Raw genomic sequence first — 14652 nt, 5'->3', positions numbered from 1 at the left:
GTTACTTCTTGGCCGCCGCTCTCTTCGCCGGAGCCTTCTTCGCGGCCGTCTTCTTGGCCGGGTTCTTCTCGGCGGACGACCGCTTCTTCACGCTGGCTTCGAGTTTGGCCAGCAGGTCGGAAACATCCTCGGTCGCATCCAGTTCAGCCGGGCGCTCCTCGGGGGTGAACGCCTCGTCGCCTTCGAGTTTGGCCGCGATCAACTCCTGCAACTGCTCCTGATAGGTGTCGTGGTACCGGTCGGGGTCGAAATCGTCGGCCATCGAGTCGACCACCTGCCCGGCCATCTTCAGCTCGGCCGGCTTGATCTCCACCTTGGTGTCCAGTGCGGGGAAGTCCGGGTCGCGGATCTCGTCTGGCCAGAGCAGGGTGTGCACCATCATCACGTCGCGCTTGGAGAAATCCTTGACCCGCAGCGCCGCCAGCCGGGTCTTGTTGCGCAGCGTGAAATGAACTATCGCCACCCGATCGGTCTCGGCGAGTGTCTTGGCCAGCAGCACATAGGATTTGATCGACTTTGTGGCCGGCTCCAAGAAGTAGGAGCGGTCATAGAGCATCGGGTCCAGGTCGCCGGCGGGGACGAACTCGAGCACCGCGATCTCGTGGTCGCGCTCCTCGGGAAGGTTCGCGATGTCGTCGTCGGTGATCACGACCATCCGGCCGTCATCGGATTCATAGGCCCGCGCGATGTCGCCGTAGTCGACGACTTCCCCGCATTCCTCGCACACCCGCCGGTAGCGGATCCGCCCGTGATCCTTGGCGTGCACCTGACGGAACTTGATGTCGTGGTCTTCGGTGGCGCTATAGACCTTCACCGGCACATTGACCAGACCGAATGCGATCGAACCCTTCCAGATGGAACGCATGAGGCCAGTATGCCCACGCGAGAGTGCCGATAACCTGCTTTAGCGCGACGTAGGTTGGTGAGATGGCCGCTGAGTCCGTCCAGACCCGGGTCAAGCTGACCAACGCTGACAAGGTGCTTTACCCCGCCACGGGCACCACCAAGGCCGAGGTCTACGGCTACTACACCCGGATCGCCGAAGTGATGCTGCCGCACATCGCGGGGCGCCCCGTGACGCGCAAACGCTGGCCCAACGGTGTCGATCAGGGATCGTTCTTCGAAAAGCAGCTCGCCACTTCGGCGCCGGGCTGGTTGGCCCGCGCCGAAATTCAGCATCGCTCCGGCATCACCACTTATCCGATCGTCGAGGACCTTGACGGCCTGGCCTGGATCGCCCAGCAGGCCGCACTGGAAGTTCACGTCCCGCAGTGGCGTTTCGAGGCGCAGTGGTCCCACGGCGGGAAGGTGCTCAAGCCAGGTCTGGCGACGCGGCTGGTATTCGACCTCGACCCCGGCGAGGGCGTAACGATGAGCCAGCTCGCCGAAGTGGCGCGCGCCATCCGCGACCTGATGACTGAGCTCGGCCTGGACACCTTCCCGGTCACCAGCGGCAGCAAGGGCTTGCACCTGTACGCCGCCCTCGAGCGTCCGGTGAGCAGCAGCGGTGCCGCCACGGTGGCCAAACGCGTTGCGCAACAACTCGAAAGCGCCCTGCCGGAGCTGGTGACCGCGACCATGGCCAAGAAGCTGCGGGCCGGCAAGGTCTTTCTCGACTGGAGTCAGAACAATGCGGCCAAGACCACCATCGCGCCGTACTCGCTGCGCGGCCGCGACCACCCGACGGTCGCCGCCCCACGCACCTGGGCCGAGCTGGACGACCCGGACCTGCGGCAGCTGCGGTTTGACGAGGTGCTGGACCGCGTCGGCCGCGACGGCGATCTGTTGGCCGGCCTGGATCGCCCCCTGACCGGGCAGGATCGACTGTCGGTGTACCGATCCAAGCGTGATGCAGGCAGGACTCCCGAACCCGTCCCGGCCGCGGCACCGGCGCCGGGGGAGGGCAACAGCTTTGTCATCCATGAGCACCACGCCCGCCGGCTGCACTACGACTTCCGGCTGGAGCGCGATGGGGTGTTGATGAGCTGGGCGGTGCCCAAGAACCTCCCCGACACGACGTCGGTCAACCATCTCGCGGTGCGCACCGAGGACCATCCGCTGGAGTACGGCCGCTTCGAAGGAACCATCCCCAAAGGCGAGTACGGCGCCGGCACGGTGAATATCTGGGATTCGGGTACCTACGTGACCGAGAAGTTCGAGGACACCCCCGAGAAGGGGGAGGTGATCGTCGTACTGGCCGGCAGCCGGATCTCCGGGCGATACGCACTGATCCGTACCGGCGGAGATCAGTGGCTGGCGCACCGGATGAAAGACCAGCAGGCATTCACGTTCAACGAGCTGGCGCCGATGCTGGCCACTCACGGCTCGGTGACGCGCTTGGACGCCGGCCAGTGGGCATTCGAAGGCAAATGGGACGGGTACCGGCTGTTGGTGGAAGCCGACCACGGCCGGGTCCGATTGCGTGCCCGCAGCGGACGCGACGTCACCGGCGAATACCCGCAGCTGCCGTTTCCAGCCGCCGACCTGGCCGAGCACCACGTGGTGCTCGATGGTGAACTCGTCGCGCTCGACGACCACGGTGTCCCCAGCTTCGCCGAGATGCAGAACAGCGCCCGTTCGGCCCGCCTGCAGTTCTGGGCTTTCGACCTGCTCTTTCTCGACGGGCGCCCGCTGCTGCGGGTGGCCTATCGAGATCGTCGCCGTCTCCTGGAAACCCTTGCGCGCGGAACCGATCTGGTGGTCAAAGACCTCCTGACGTCCGACGGCGCGAAGGCGCTCGACCAGTCTCGCCGGCTGGGCTGGGAAGGGGTGGTCGCCAAGAAGTGGGATTCGCCCTATCAGGCCGGGCGTCGTTCGACGGCGTGGGTCAAGGAGAAGTATTGGCGGACCCAGGAGGTGGTGATCGGCGGCTGGCGGGCCAGAAGGGAGAGCGCTCGGAAAGGCACGAGCGGGGGGATCGGGTCGCTGCTGATGGGCATTCCCGACGGTGACGGCCTGCGTTTTGTCGGCCGGGTCGGTACCGGTTTCACCGAGCGTCAGCTGGCCGCCCTGAAGAAGATGTTGGTGCCGCTGCGTGCCGGTGAATCACCTTTCGGGGCACCGCTTCCCACGGCGGACGCCAAGGGCGTCACATTCGTGGAGCCGACCGTGGTGGGGGAGGTGCGCTTCAGCGAGCGGACCGGCGATGGCCGACTGCGTCAGCCCAGCTGGCGTGGACTGCGGCCCGATAAGGCCCCCGACGATGTGGTGGGTGAGGATTGACCGGTGCGATGGGTGACCTATCGAAGCGAAGACGGTGAGCGCACGGGAGTGCTGGACGAGGGCGTGATCCATGCGCTGCCGCCCGGTGTGACATTGCTGGAATTGATCCGGCTCGGCCCCGACGGACTGCGCGACGCCGGCGAACGGGCGTTGAACGCCCCGTCGGCGACGGTACGGGCCGACCAGGCGGCGCTGATGGCGCCGATCCCGCGTCCGCCGTCGATCCGCGACAGCCTGTGCTTTTTGGACCACATGCGCAACTGCCTGGCCGCGACCGGACGCAGCCGCGAGCTCGACGACACCTGGTATCGAATACCAGCATTCTATTTCGCCTGCCCGGCAACGGTTCTGGGTCCCTACGACGATGTCCCCATGGCACCCGGCAGTGTCTGCCAGGACTTCGAGCTGGAGGTCGCCGCGGTCATCGGCACGGCCGGGGCGAACCTGTCGGTGGAGCAAGCCGAGCAGGCGATCATCGGCTACACCATTTTCAACGACTGGTCGGCGCGGGACCTGCAGGCTCAGGAGGGGGTGCTGGCCATCGGGCAGGCCAAGGGCAAGGACAGCGGGGTCACGCTGGGGCCCTACCTGGTCACCCCCGACGAGCTGGAGCCCTACCGCCGCAACGGCAGACTCAGCCTGCACGTCACCGCGATCGTCAACGACGTGATCGTGGGCCTCGGGTCGACCGAGGCCATGGACTGGACCTTCGGCGAGATCATCAGCTATGCATCGCGCGGGGTGCCGCTGGAGCCGGGTGACGTCTTCGGGTCCGGCACCGTACCCTCTTGCACACTGCTCGAACACCTCGATCCCGCCCTGCCGCAACCGTTTCCGGGTTGGCTGAGCGACGGTGACGTGGTGACTCTGCAGGTGCAGGGCCTCGGCGAGGTTCGCCAGACGGTGCGCGCCAGCGCACCGCCGATACCGCTGCCCGAGCGCCCGCGGCCCTAGGGTGCCTAGAACGCCTAGGACGCCGTGACGGTCACCTTGATGGTCGAGGCGCCGTCTGAGGTGATGATCAGCTGCGACGCGTTGGGTCCGGAGGTGACGTGTCCGCCGGTCACATTGACCGTGTAGCCGTTGGGGTATTGGTTGGGTGGCACTGAGATGGTGGTCTGTGATCCGGCGGCGAAGGATCCGGATCCGTCGGCCTGGTCGGTGGAGTAGCTGAGGGAGAAGACTCCATTGTTGAAAGACAACGAGGTCGGGATGCCGGAGATCGCCTGCGGGTAGGGCTGAGACAGGACGTCAAGCTTGTCCCAGTTGACGTTGTCCCCGACCGGCGCCTTGCTCAGGTCGAACACCAGTGCCTGATCGTTCGGTGACGCGCTGGTGATGTCACCGCCGGTGTAAGCCCACTCAGACCAGCCGAAGAGCCACTTGTTCGAGGCAGTCAGGCTCGCCCCGATGGCTCCGAGGTTGTTCGTCGCACCGAACTCGCTGAGCCAGCCTGGGATGTTGTGCTCTTGGGTGTATTCCGACGCATACCCGAACACGATGTCGGCGTTCCAGTCGCAGCCGAAGCTCGAGCCGGGGATGAGTGACGTTGTGACGCAGTAGTGGTGGAACGAGAAGGCCGAGTTCTCGTCGTCGACCGTGCCCAGGTGCGTCGGGACCGGCAGGCTGCCGAAGAGGGTGTTCGGCTCGAAGAAGACGGTCTTGTTCGGGTCGACCGACCGGATCGCGGCGTCGATCTGGTTGTAGAACGGGGTCAGCTGCTGGGCGTCGAAGTAGGGGTTGCCCAAAATGCTGCCCAATGCGTGGGTGCCCGCCCACGGCTCGTTCATGATGTCGTAGCCGGCGACGTTGGGATCGCCCTTGAAGTAGTTGGCCACGGCCTGCCACGACAGCGCGTAGTGATTCTGCAGCCCGATGCCGTCGGGTGCCTTGTCGTTGGCCCAGAACGAATCCCAGGCAAAGTTCTGCGCCGGGTTCAGCGGGTACGTGCCCGGGAAGCCCAGGAGCGGGTTGGGCAGTCCGCCGGTGAGGACGGCCCAATCCGGAGCGCCCTCGCCGCCGAACTCCTCGTTGTAGAGGTCTTGGTGCATGTCGAGGATCGCAACGATGTTGTGGCGGCCGAGCATCTCGACCGTCTCCTTTACCGAGGCCAGGTAGTCGTAGTCGATCACGCCGGGCTGCGGTTCCACGCCGGCCCAGATGATGCCCAGGCGGACCGAGTTGAAGCCGCTCGCGGCCAGGAAGGCCGCGTCTTCCTCACTGAAGCCGCCGGCGGCCGGCTCGTAGGGCGGGATCTTGTAGACCTGGTTGAGTCCGCGCAGTAGGACGACTTGGCCGTCGCTGTTGGTGAGCCAACCGTTGGTGACCTCGACAGGTGCCGTGACTGTTCCGGTGATGCCGCCGGGCAGGGCGCCGTAGTGGCCTACGGCGCCGTGGGTTCCGTCGAGCAGGCCGGCCACACCGCCGACGCCGCCGAGTGCGGGTAGTCCGCTGGCGGTGTCGCCGTCGCCGGCGTTCCCGCCGTCGCCGCCGTTGCCGAACAGCCAGCCCGCAGCGCCGCCGTCGCCGCCGACGGCACCGGCACCGCCGTCGCCGCCCGCGCCGCCGTTGCCGAGGATTCCGACGGCGGCGCCGCCGTGGCCGCCGGCGACGCCGTCGGTGGTGCTGTTCCAGCCTGCGCCGCCGTTACCGAAGAGCCAGCCGCCGTTGCCGCCGTCGGGGTTGTCTTCGGTGCCGTCGGCACCGTTACCGATGACCGTGGAGCCGAACAGGGTGTTGATGGCGCCGTTGACCTGGATGCCCAGATCGCTGTCGATCCACTTCTCGGCGAGGCTGTACAGCCCGGCATAGGGGTCGAAAGCGAAGGCGAAGGCGGGGCCCGGTTCGGCCAGCGCGGTGAAGGCGGCGTCCCAATGCTCGGCGGACAGGAAGGTGTCCCACGCGGCCGCGTCGAACAGGGCGTCACCGTCGAGCGCGCCGTCGGTGGTGACGAACGGGGTGGCGAGCACGTCCATCATGTCGTCGAAGTCAGCCTGAGCGGTCGGGGCGATCGGGGCGATCGCCAAAAACGCGGCGATTCCGGCAACCTTGCTGCCCACAACTTTGCTGCGGTGACGAGACATCCCGACAAACCCTTCTCATGGACAACGGCCGATGCTGAAGTCTGTCTGAGAAGGTAAACGAGTTACTTACCCTGCGCAAGGTTACGGTAGGGCGCGCGAGGGCAGCAGCTGTCGACCCAACCCGAAGTGATCCGCTATTACGCCGCGGTCACCGTCACCTTGATGGTGGAGGCGCCGGAGTCCGAGGTGATGATCAGCTGCGACGCGTTGGGTCCGGAGGTGACGTGCCCGCCGGTCACGTTGACGCTGTAGCCGTTGGGGTACTGGCTGGTCGGAACGGAGATGGTGGTCTGCGATCCGGCTGCGAAGGCCCCGGAGCCGTCGGCCTGGTCGGTGGAGTAGCTGAAGGAGAAGACACCGCCCGAGAACGACCAGGAAGTCGGAATGCCCGAGATCACCTGCGGGTAGGGCTGGGACAGGGCGTCGAGTTTGTCCCAGTTGACGTTGTCGCCGTCCGGCGGTTTGGTCAGGTCGTATACCAGTGCCTGATCGTTGGGTGAGGTACTGGTGATGTCGCCGCCGGTGTAGGCCCATTCGGTCCAGCCGATCAGATGCTGATTGGCGGCGTTCATTCCGGCGTTGATCGCCGGGATGTTGTTGGTGGCGCCGAACTCGCTGAGCAACGCCGGAATGTTGTGCTCCTGTGCGTAGTCCATCGCGAATCCGAACGAGACGTCGGCGTTCCAGTCGCAGCCGAAGCTCAGGGTCGGGAACAGCGCATTCACCATGCAGTAGTGGTGGAACGAGAAGACGGTGTTGTCGTCGTCGACCGTGCCCAGGTGGTTCGGCACCGGCAGGCTGGCCTCGAGGGTGGTGGGTCCGAAGAACACCGTCTTGTTCGGGTCGACGGAGCGGATGGCTTCGGTGATCTGGTTGTAGAACGGGGTCAGCTGTTGGGCGTCGAAGTAGGGGTTGCCCAACAGGCTGCCCAGGGTTTGGGTGCCTGCCCAGGGCTCGTTCATGATCTCGTAGCCCGCCACGTTGGGCTCGCCCTTGAAGTAGTTGGCGACGGCCTGCCACATCAGTGCGTAGTGGTTCTGCAGCCCGATTTCGTCGGGTCCGTTGGAGTTGGCCCAGAACGCATCCCAAGCGTGGTTCTGCGCCGGGCTGACGAAGTAGCTGCCCGGGAAGCCTGCCTCGACGTTGGGCAGCCCGCCGGTCAAGACGGCCCAGTCCGGCGCACCGTCGCCGCCCAGGCTGCCGCTGTAGAGGTCTTGATGCATGTCGAGGATGGCGACGATGTTGTGGTTGGCCAGCATCTGGACGGTCTGTTGGAGCGACGCGAGGTAGCCGTAGTCGATGACCCCCGGTTCTGGTTCCACCCCGGCCCAGATCACGCCCAGGCGTACGGCGTTGAAGCCGTTGGCGGCCAGGAAGGCGGCATCGTCGTCGCTGAACCCGCCGGCGGACGGCTCGTAGGGGGCGACCTTGTAGACCTGGTTGAGCCCATGCCACATGACGACCTGGCCGTCGCTGTTGGTGAGCCAGCCGTTGGACACCTCCACCGGCGGGGCGACCGTTCCGGTGATCCCGCCCGGGAGTGCGCCGTAGTGGCCTACCTCGCCGTGGGTGCCATAGAGCAGGCCGGCCACACCGCCGACGCCGCCCAGTGCGGGCAGCCCGGCCAGGGTGGCGCCGTCACCGGCGTCGCCGCCGTGGCCGCCGTTGCCCCACAGCCAGCCGGCGGCACCGCCGTCGCCGCCGACGGCACCGGCTCCACCGTCACCACCGGCGCCGCCGTTGCCGAAGAGCCCGACCGCCGAGCCGCCGTGGCCGCCGGCGACGCCGTCGGTGGTGCTGTTCCAGCCGGCGCCGCCGTCTCCGAAGAGCCAGCCGCCGTCGCCGCCGTCGGGGTTGTCCTCAGTGCCGTCGGCGCCGTTGCCGATGACCGTGGAGCCGAACAGGGTGTTGATGGCGCCGTTGACCTGGATGCCGAGGTCGCTCTCGATCCACTTCTCGGCGATGTCGTGCAGGCCGGTGTACAGGTCGAAGGCCAGAGCGGGGCTGGGCTCGGACAGTGCGGCAAAGGCGGCGTCCCAGTGTGCGGAGGACAAGAAGGTGTCCCATGCGGTGGTGTCGAACAGGGCGTCACCGTCAAGGGCGCCTTCGGTGGTGACGAACGGCGTGAACAACACGTCCATCATGTCGTCGAAATCAGCATGAGCGGTCGGGGCGATCGGGGCGATCGCCAAGAACGCGGCGATACCGACAACCTTGCTGCCCACAACCTTGCTGCGGTGACGAGACATCGCGACGAACCCTTCTCATGGACGCGCCTTTTTCTGAGGCCTGTCTGAGAAGCTAAATGAGTTACTTAACAACGCGCAAGGGTGCGGCGGAAAAGGGATGCGATTAGGTGCCCGGCTGACGTGCCCGCGTCGCTGCCGGACTAGCGGTAATAGCTGGTGGGCGCGTTACAACGCCGGCATGGGTGAAATCGCGCGATAGTTCGCTACGACAACTATTTCGTCGGCCCGATCAGCATTGGGTCGCGGCGCGAATCCACTGACGCCGGGCATCGCTCTGCCCGGCCTCAGCGGCTGCGGCGCGAAGCAGGTGGATCACCCGCTGGCGGTCGACATGACCGGCTCGCGGATCGAGCGGTAGGTACGTGTATTTCTTCATGTGAATACCCCCTGCAGGTCACGCAACGAGAACTGCAGTACCCGACCGCGGTGGGTGGGCGGTCAGTGCACGTACCGATCAACGCCGGCGGCGACGAAATGTATCCCGATTCGGCCGGGCAAAACGGTGAGCGTGCACACGTGCGGGCGAAGACGTGACCGCCGTCACCCCGCCTTGGCGATGACGTGCTCGGCGAACCGCTCCAGGTTGCGGATCTTGGTGTCCAACGGCTCGGTGTCGGCTCCGACGATGTAGGGCACCCGGAATCCGACGATGACGTCGGTGACGCCCTTGTCCTCGAGTCGCTTGATGCCGTCGAGGGTGAAGCCGTCAACCGAGATCACGTGGATTTCGAAGGGATCGTCGGCGCGGCCCTCCTCCTCGCGGAGCTGCCCCAGCCGGGTGATCAGCCCGTCCAGCTCGGCCGGGTCGCCCCCGCCGTGCATCCAGCCGTCGTGCCGGGCCGCGCGGCGCAGCGCGGCTTCGGCGTGGCCGCCGATCAGGATCGGGATCGGCTGCGACGGAGCCGGGGCCATCTTCGTCTTGGGGATGTCGTAGAACTCGCCATGGAACTCGAAGTAGTCGCCGGTGGTGAGCCCCTGGATGATCTCGATGCACTCGTCCATCCGCTTGCCGCGCCGGGCGAACGGCACCCCCATCAACTCGTAGTCCTCCGGCCACGGGCTGGTGCCCACGCCCAGGCCCAGCCGGTTGTCGATCATCGCGGCCAGCGAGCCGGCTTGCTTGGCGACCAAGGCCGGCGGGCGGATCGGCAGCTTGACGACGAACGGGGTGAACCGCAGCGTGCTGGTGACCGCGCCCAGCGCGGCGATCAAGACGAAGGTCTCGATGAAGGCCTTGCCATCGAGGAATTCCCGGTTGCCGTCGGGGGTGTAGGGGTATTTCGAGTCCGATTCGAACGGGTAGGCAATGCTGTCGGGGATCGTCATGCTGTGGTACCCGGCGGCCTCGGCGGCCTTGGCGAGCGGAATGTAGTAGCTCGGGTCGGTCATCGCTTCGGCGTAGGTGAACCGCACGTCGTCTCCTCGGTCTTTGGGTGATGGGGCGCTGTTCTCTGCATAGCAGATTGGCCCGGCCCGACCTGAGCGGGGAGTGCGATCAGATGCGCGGCGGCATCGCGATCTCGACGTCCTCCAGGGGAAACGGCGGATATCCGGCGGCGCCGATCACGGTCAGCGTGCCCCACGGCGTCCGCTCCGCGACGCGCCCTTCGGCGGTGTGCTCGCCGATCCGGATGCTGACCTTTGAGCCGGTAACACTTGCGCCCGGCAATTCGTTGAAAAACATTCCTTGCCAATGGTATTGGCCATCGATCGGATCAAAGTGGCCGGTCAGGCGCACTCGTGTCGGGTAGTCCTCGCCGTTGTGGCTGAGAACCGCCGGCCCGTCATAGGTTTCGGCGTTTTCTAAGTCCACGCCTCCGCGGCCGGTGAGGTAGAACCGGGAGATTCCCCGGGTCGGCAGCAGCGGGTGCACCCGCAGCCGCGGCGAGTGGGACTCGATCCGGCTGGCTCCGCTTCGCCGTAGGGCATCGATGAGCCGGGCCACATACCGGGCCTGCCTGCGGGTGTGCGGGCCGGGAATCTGGAATCGGTTGGGGGCGCCATGCCTGGCGACGACGTCGTCGGTTGAGGCGGCCGTGCTGATCAACATGCGGGCGATCAGCTCCTCGCCGTCGGCAGTGGTCACCGTCCAGGTGTCGTTGCCGCTGTCGAATCGGGTGGACACGTTCGTCGCGTCGACGGCGCGGGCAACATCGACCAACCCGTACAGGTGCGCCGGGTCGCCCAGCACCACCACGTCCAGGACGCCGTTGCGGCTCACAGGAATCCGGCCCGCCGCCACATCCGTCGGGCCAGCCCACCCATCAGTCCGACTTCGGTGAAGAACGCGGCCAGCGGTGCGAACGACGAGCGGGAAGCGGCATGGAAGTGCGGGTTGGCTCGCGCCACCCGGCGCGCTTCGCGGCCGTCGAGCCCGACTCGGCTGTAGACGACCGGCAGGGTGAACAGGTGGCGGTAGAACGGTCCGCCGACCCCCTGCAGGTTGGCCAGCAGGACACGGCGGTAGCGGGGCATCGCCGGCACGCTGCGTCGCAGACCGTCGCGGGCGTACTGAATGTGGCGGGCTTCTTCGGTGACATGGATGCGCATCACGCGTCGCACGATCGGCTGCAGGTCCGGATCGTCGAGGATCTGGCGCTGCAGCGAGTCGAAGATCTCCTCGCCGACCAGCGCCGCTCCCCACAAGATGCTGCCGCGGAACAGGAAGGGAAGCGCGTTGATAACGATGCGCTGGTGCAGTCGCGGGCGCACCGGTACGCCGCCGATCCGATCGATGGTCTTACCGAACATCAGCATGTGGCGGGTCTCGTCGCCCAGTTCGGTCAGCGAGTAGTGCGTGGTGCGCGCGGTGGGGTTCTTGTGCATCATGTCGCGCAGCAGCGCCTGGTTGAGGATGTTCTCGAACCAGATGCCCGCCGACAGGACGTTGACCAGCTCCTGGCGCGACATCTCGATCTGCTGTTCGCGGGTCATGGCTTCCCACAGACCGGTCCCGTAGAGCGTGCACATCCGCGGCGGCAGGAAGAACTTGTCGTCCTCCAGCGGGGCGTTCCAGTCGATGTCGACGACCGGTGCATAGGACTTCTTCACTGAGCCCTTCAGCAGACGCTCGGCAAATTCCTCCCGGGTCGGTTCGCTCGGCCGCACCGCAGTGGTCATGACGGAAATCCCTTCTCGCTCGGACCTGTAAAAACTAAGAGTCGCGACAAGACATGTCAATACCGACGGTACCGGATACCTGCGGTTCTTTGTGTGAGGCCCGTCACACCATCTGGCTGGGCGGTATCCCCGCTGAATCGGTGCCGTCGAGACCGCGGCGCAACCATGACCGAGGGTGCCCTCGGCTGCCACAATTGTGGCCATGCGACCAGGTCTGGCGGACCGAAGAGCTGAGGCGTCAGCTGTGTGCGCCTTCCTCGACGCGGCCTTGACCGAGCCCGCCACTCTGCTGCTCGAAGGCGAAGCGGGCATCGGAAAGTCCACGCTGCTGTGGGAGGCGGCCGCGGCCGCGGCCGCGCGGGGTTACCAGGTGCTCTCGGCCGCGGGCGCTCCGACCGAGGTCCGCTACGCCTACGCCGCGGTGGCGGACCTGCTCGGTGGTGTCCACGCGGAGACGCTGGCACAGTTGCCCGACGAACAGCGCGCGGCAGTGGATCGGATCATGCTCGGCGGTGGTGACGGGCCGGGCAGCGATGAGCGGATGGTTGCCACCGCGTTCCTGGCGGTTCTTCGCCGGTTGAGTTCGGTCGCGCCGGTGCTGTTGTGTGTCGACGACGTCCAGTGGCTGGACATGTCGAGTCAGATGGTGATCGGGTTCGCCCAACGACGGCTCAGCGGACGGGTCGGTCTGTTGCTCGCGGTTCGAACCGGCGCCATGGGCGCTGCCGACATGAGTTGGCTGAGTTCAGCACGGCCCGGGGCGGTGGCGCGGCTGCGGATCGCTCCGCTGACCCTGGGCGGCGTGCATGCTCTGATTTCCGCCCGGCTGGGGCACACGTTGCCCCGCCCTTCGATCACCCGGATCTATGAAATATCAGGCGGCAACCCGTTTTTCGCTCTCGAACTGGCAAGGTTCATCGCCGAGGATCCCGCCCGGGCCGCGGTCGAGCTCCCCGAAGCCCTTGCCGCGCTGGTGGGCCATCAGATCGGCTGTTCCGAGGACGACGACGTCGCCGCCGTGCTGCTGGCTGCGGCGTGCGCCGCGTCGCCCACTGTCGAACGGGTGAGCCTCGCCACCGGAATCAACGCCGATCGCGTCGTCGAGCTGGTCGAATCCCAGCAGGCCAACGGGGTGGTCGAGATCGACGGCAGCCGGATCCGGTTTCACCATCCGCTGTTCGCCACTGGCGTCTACAGTGCTGCCGGGCCGGCCGCGCGCCGGGCAATGCACCGTCGCCTTGCCGAGACTGTCGAAGAGGCTGAGCTGACCGCGCGTCACCTGGCGTTGGCGGCCACCAGCGCCGACCCGCAGGTATTGCAAGCGCTCGATGAGGCCGCCGAAGTCACCCGGGCGCGCGGCGCCCCCGCGGTAGCGGCAGAGCTGATCGAACTCGCGATCAATCTGGGGGGTGATACCCCGTTGCGGCGGATGGCCGCTGCCGAACAGCACTTTCGCGCCGGAGCTATCACGCCTACCCGTGCCCATCTGCAATGGATCTTGGACGGGTCGTCGTCGCCGCCCGGGCTGCGCTGTACGGCGATGATCGCCCTTGCCGCGGTCACCGGCTACGACGGGAGTTTGGTGGCCGCAGCCGAGCTGCTGGCGCAGGCCATCGACCAATCCGCCGACAATCCGGTGCTTCAGCTTCAGGCCAGACTCCTGCTGGTGCCGCTGGCGAGGGTGATCGGGAACGGTCGGGAATCGGTCGACCTCGCGCGCGTCGCCGTGGCGCAAGCCGATCAGCTTGGTATCCCCGGATTACACAGCCAGGCGTTGACGATTCAGGCCGTGGTCCGCTTTTGGCATGGGCTTGGAATTGATCCGCCCACTTTGCAACTGGCGTTGGATCTGGAGGATCCGGACGGCGGCGCGGCCGCGACCTACCGGGCCAGCACTGTCGCGCCGGTGATTCGTTCCTGGGCGGGGGAACTCATTGATGCGCCGCGCCAGATCCGTAGCGTCCGGCACCGGCTTCTCGAAGGCGGGACCGAGACCGACATCCTCTGGATGGCCGACTACGCCACGATGGTCGAACTCTGGCTGGGGCACTTTGCGGCGGCGGGTGAGATCGCCGACGAGGCCATGCAACGTGCCGAGCAGATGGGCGCTGAGATGGTGTTGGTATGCGCGCGGGCACGGCGTGCCGCGGTGGCCGCCTACACCGGAGCCGTCGACGTTGCCCGCTGCGCAGCGGGCGCTGTCATCGACGCGTCCCGCCTCAGCGGAGATGTGCTGCACCGGCAAGCGGCAACAGCCACCTTGGGCTTCATCGACGTGTCGTTGGGCGACCACACGGCAGCGATCACGACGCTGGCGCCCTTGTTGGCCGCGTTCGATCCGGACCACGACACCGAGATGATGGTCGGCGCCTACCTGCCCGACGCCGTCGAGGCGCTCGTCGCGTTGGGACGCCTCGACGAGGCCGAACCGCTGATCGTTGCGCTGGAGACCAACGGCGCGCGGCTTGACCGGCCGTGGATGCTGGCGGTGGGCGCCCGCGGGCGCAGCCACTGGCTGGCTGCGCGTGGTGAACTCGACGCCGCCGAGCGGACCGCGCTGGAGGCACTGGTGCACCATGGGCGGTTGCCGATGCCGTTCGAGACAGCGCGCACGCAGTTGTTGTTGGGTCAGGTTCAGCGGCGTCGCCGGCGCAAACAGGACGCTCAGGCGAGCTTGAATACGGCGCTGGCCACCTTCGAAAGGCTGGGCGCGCCATTGTGGGCCCGACGTGCTCGTGCCGAGCTGGACCGGATGACTGCGGCGGTCCCCGGCACGGGACTTACCTCGGCCGAACGGCGGGTTGCCGAACACGCGGCGGCGGGGTTGTCGAACAAGCAGATCGCCGCGGAGCTGTTCATCGCCGAAAAGACCGTGGAAATGACGCTGAGCACCGTGTATCGCAAGTTGGGCATCCGCTCGCGCGCCGGGCTGTTTGCGGCGCTCAATCCCGGAGATGTCCAGGGAAAACCCTGATTCG

Annotated in this window: 9 protein-coding genes and 1 pseudogene; 3 read left to right on the top strand and 7 right to left on the bottom strand. The window is 66.7% G+C overall.

Features of this window, described 5'->3' with window-relative positions; translation table 11 throughout:
* Window position 1: 1 nt before the first annotated feature.
* Window positions 2-865: a Ku protein gene (locus ACJH5R_RS01625; protein ID WP_406781158.1), complete on the bottom strand. Its 864-nt coding sequence runs from the start codon at window positions 863-865 to the stop codon at window positions 2-4.
* 62 nt (window positions 866-927) lie between these two features.
* On the opposite strand from ACJH5R_RS01625, the gene ACJH5R_RS01620 reads away from it, so the two are divergent.
* Window positions 928-3222: an ATP-dependent DNA ligase gene (locus tag ACJH5R_RS01620; RefSeq protein ID WP_406781157.1), complete on the top strand. Its 2295-nt coding sequence runs from the start codon at window positions 928-930 to the stop codon at window positions 3220-3222.
* A gap of 3 nt (window positions 3223-3225) precedes the next feature.
* Window positions 3226-4173: pseudogene (locus tag ACJH5R_RS01615) on the top strand (fumarylacetoacetate hydrolase family protein); the annotation flags it as partial.
* Between the two features lie 17 nt (window positions 4174-4190).
* On the opposite strand, the gene ACJH5R_RS01610 reads toward ACJH5R_RS01615, so the two are convergent.
* From ACJH5R_RS01610 to ACJH5R_RS01585, 6 genes are all read right to left on the bottom strand, one after another.
* The gene (locus ACJH5R_RS01610; protein ID WP_406756099.1) at window positions 4191-6305 is read right to left on the bottom strand and encodes a cellulase family glycosylhydrolase; all 2115 of its coding nucleotides are present in this window, start codon (window positions 6303-6305) and stop codon (window positions 4191-4193) included.
* A 137-nt stretch (window positions 6306-6442) separates the two neighbouring features.
* On the bottom strand, window positions 6443-8554 hold the full coding sequence (locus tag ACJH5R_RS01605) for a cellulase family glycosylhydrolase (protein ID WP_406781156.1): 2112 nt from the start codon (window positions 8552-8554) through the stop codon (window positions 6443-6445).
* A 229-nt stretch (window positions 8555-8783) separates the two neighbouring features.
* Complete coding sequence (locus ACJH5R_RS01600; RefSeq protein WP_406756097.1) at window positions 8784-8930, bottom strand: hypothetical protein; 147 nt, start codon at window positions 8928-8930, stop codon at window positions 8784-8786.
* A gap of 164 nt (window positions 8931-9094) precedes the next feature.
* Complete coding sequence (locus ACJH5R_RS01595; RefSeq protein WP_406781155.1) at window positions 9095-9967, bottom strand: TIGR03619 family F420-dependent LLM class oxidoreductase; 873 nt, start codon at window positions 9965-9967, stop codon at window positions 9095-9097.
* A gap of 82 nt (window positions 9968-10049) precedes the next feature.
* The gene (locus ACJH5R_RS01590; RefSeq protein ID WP_406781154.1) at window positions 10050-10775 is read right to left on the bottom strand and encodes a DUF4873 domain-containing protein; all 726 of its coding nucleotides are present in this window, start codon (window positions 10773-10775) and stop codon (window positions 10050-10052) included.
* Complete coding sequence (locus ACJH5R_RS01585; RefSeq protein WP_406781153.1) at window positions 10772-11674, bottom strand: diiron oxygenase; 903 nt, start codon at window positions 11672-11674, stop codon at window positions 10772-10774. The genes ACJH5R_RS01590 and ACJH5R_RS01585 overlap by 4 nt, the downstream gene beginning before the upstream one ends.
* 202 nt (window positions 11675-11876) lie before the next feature.
* On the opposite strand from ACJH5R_RS01585, the gene ACJH5R_RS01580 reads away from it, so the two are divergent.
* Window positions 11877-14648, top strand: coding sequence for an AAA family ATPase (locus ACJH5R_RS01580; RefSeq protein WP_406781152.1), 2772 nt, complete (start codon window positions 11877-11879; stop codon window positions 14646-14648).
* Window positions 14649-14652: the final 4 nt, after the last annotated feature.

This window comes from Mycobacterium sp. SMC-19, assembly GCF_045310815.1.
In the GTDB taxonomy this organism is placed as follows: domain Bacteria; phylum Actinomycetota; class Actinomycetes; order Mycobacteriales; family Mycobacteriaceae; genus Mycobacterium.
Note: the sequence above shows the minus strand (reverse complement) of the source record. Positions and strands in the feature narration are given on the sequence as shown.

Excerpts from the sequence above, each read along its gene's own strand:
- ACJH5R_RS01625 (WP_406781158.1), bottom strand. The coding sequence starts at position 865 with ATGCGTTCCATCTGGAAGGGTTCGATCGCATTCGGTCTGGTCAATGTG.
- ACJH5R_RS01605 (WP_406781156.1), bottom strand. The coding sequence starts at position 8,554 with ATGTCTCGTCACCGCAGCAAGGTTGTGGGCAGCAAGGTTGTCGGTATC.
- ACJH5R_RS01620 (WP_406781157.1), top strand. The coding sequence starts at position 928 with ATGGCCGCTGAGTCCGTCCAGACCCGGGTCAAGCTGACCAACGCTGAC.
- ACJH5R_RS01600 (WP_406756097.1), bottom strand. The coding sequence starts at position 8,930 with ATGAAGAAATACACGTACCTACCGCTCGATCCGCGAGCCGGTCATGTC.
- ACJH5R_RS01585 (WP_406781153.1), bottom strand. The coding sequence starts at position 11,674 with ATGACCACTGCGGTGCGGCCGAGCGAACCGACCCGGGAGGAATTTGCC.
- ACJH5R_RS01610 (WP_406756099.1), bottom strand. The coding sequence starts at position 6,305 with ATGTCTCGTCACCGCAGCAAAGTTGTGGGCAGCAAGGTTGCCGGAATC.
- ACJH5R_RS01580 (WP_406781152.1), top strand. The coding sequence starts at position 11,877 with ATGCGACCAGGTCTGGCGGACCGAAGAGCTGAGGCGTCAGCTGTGTGC.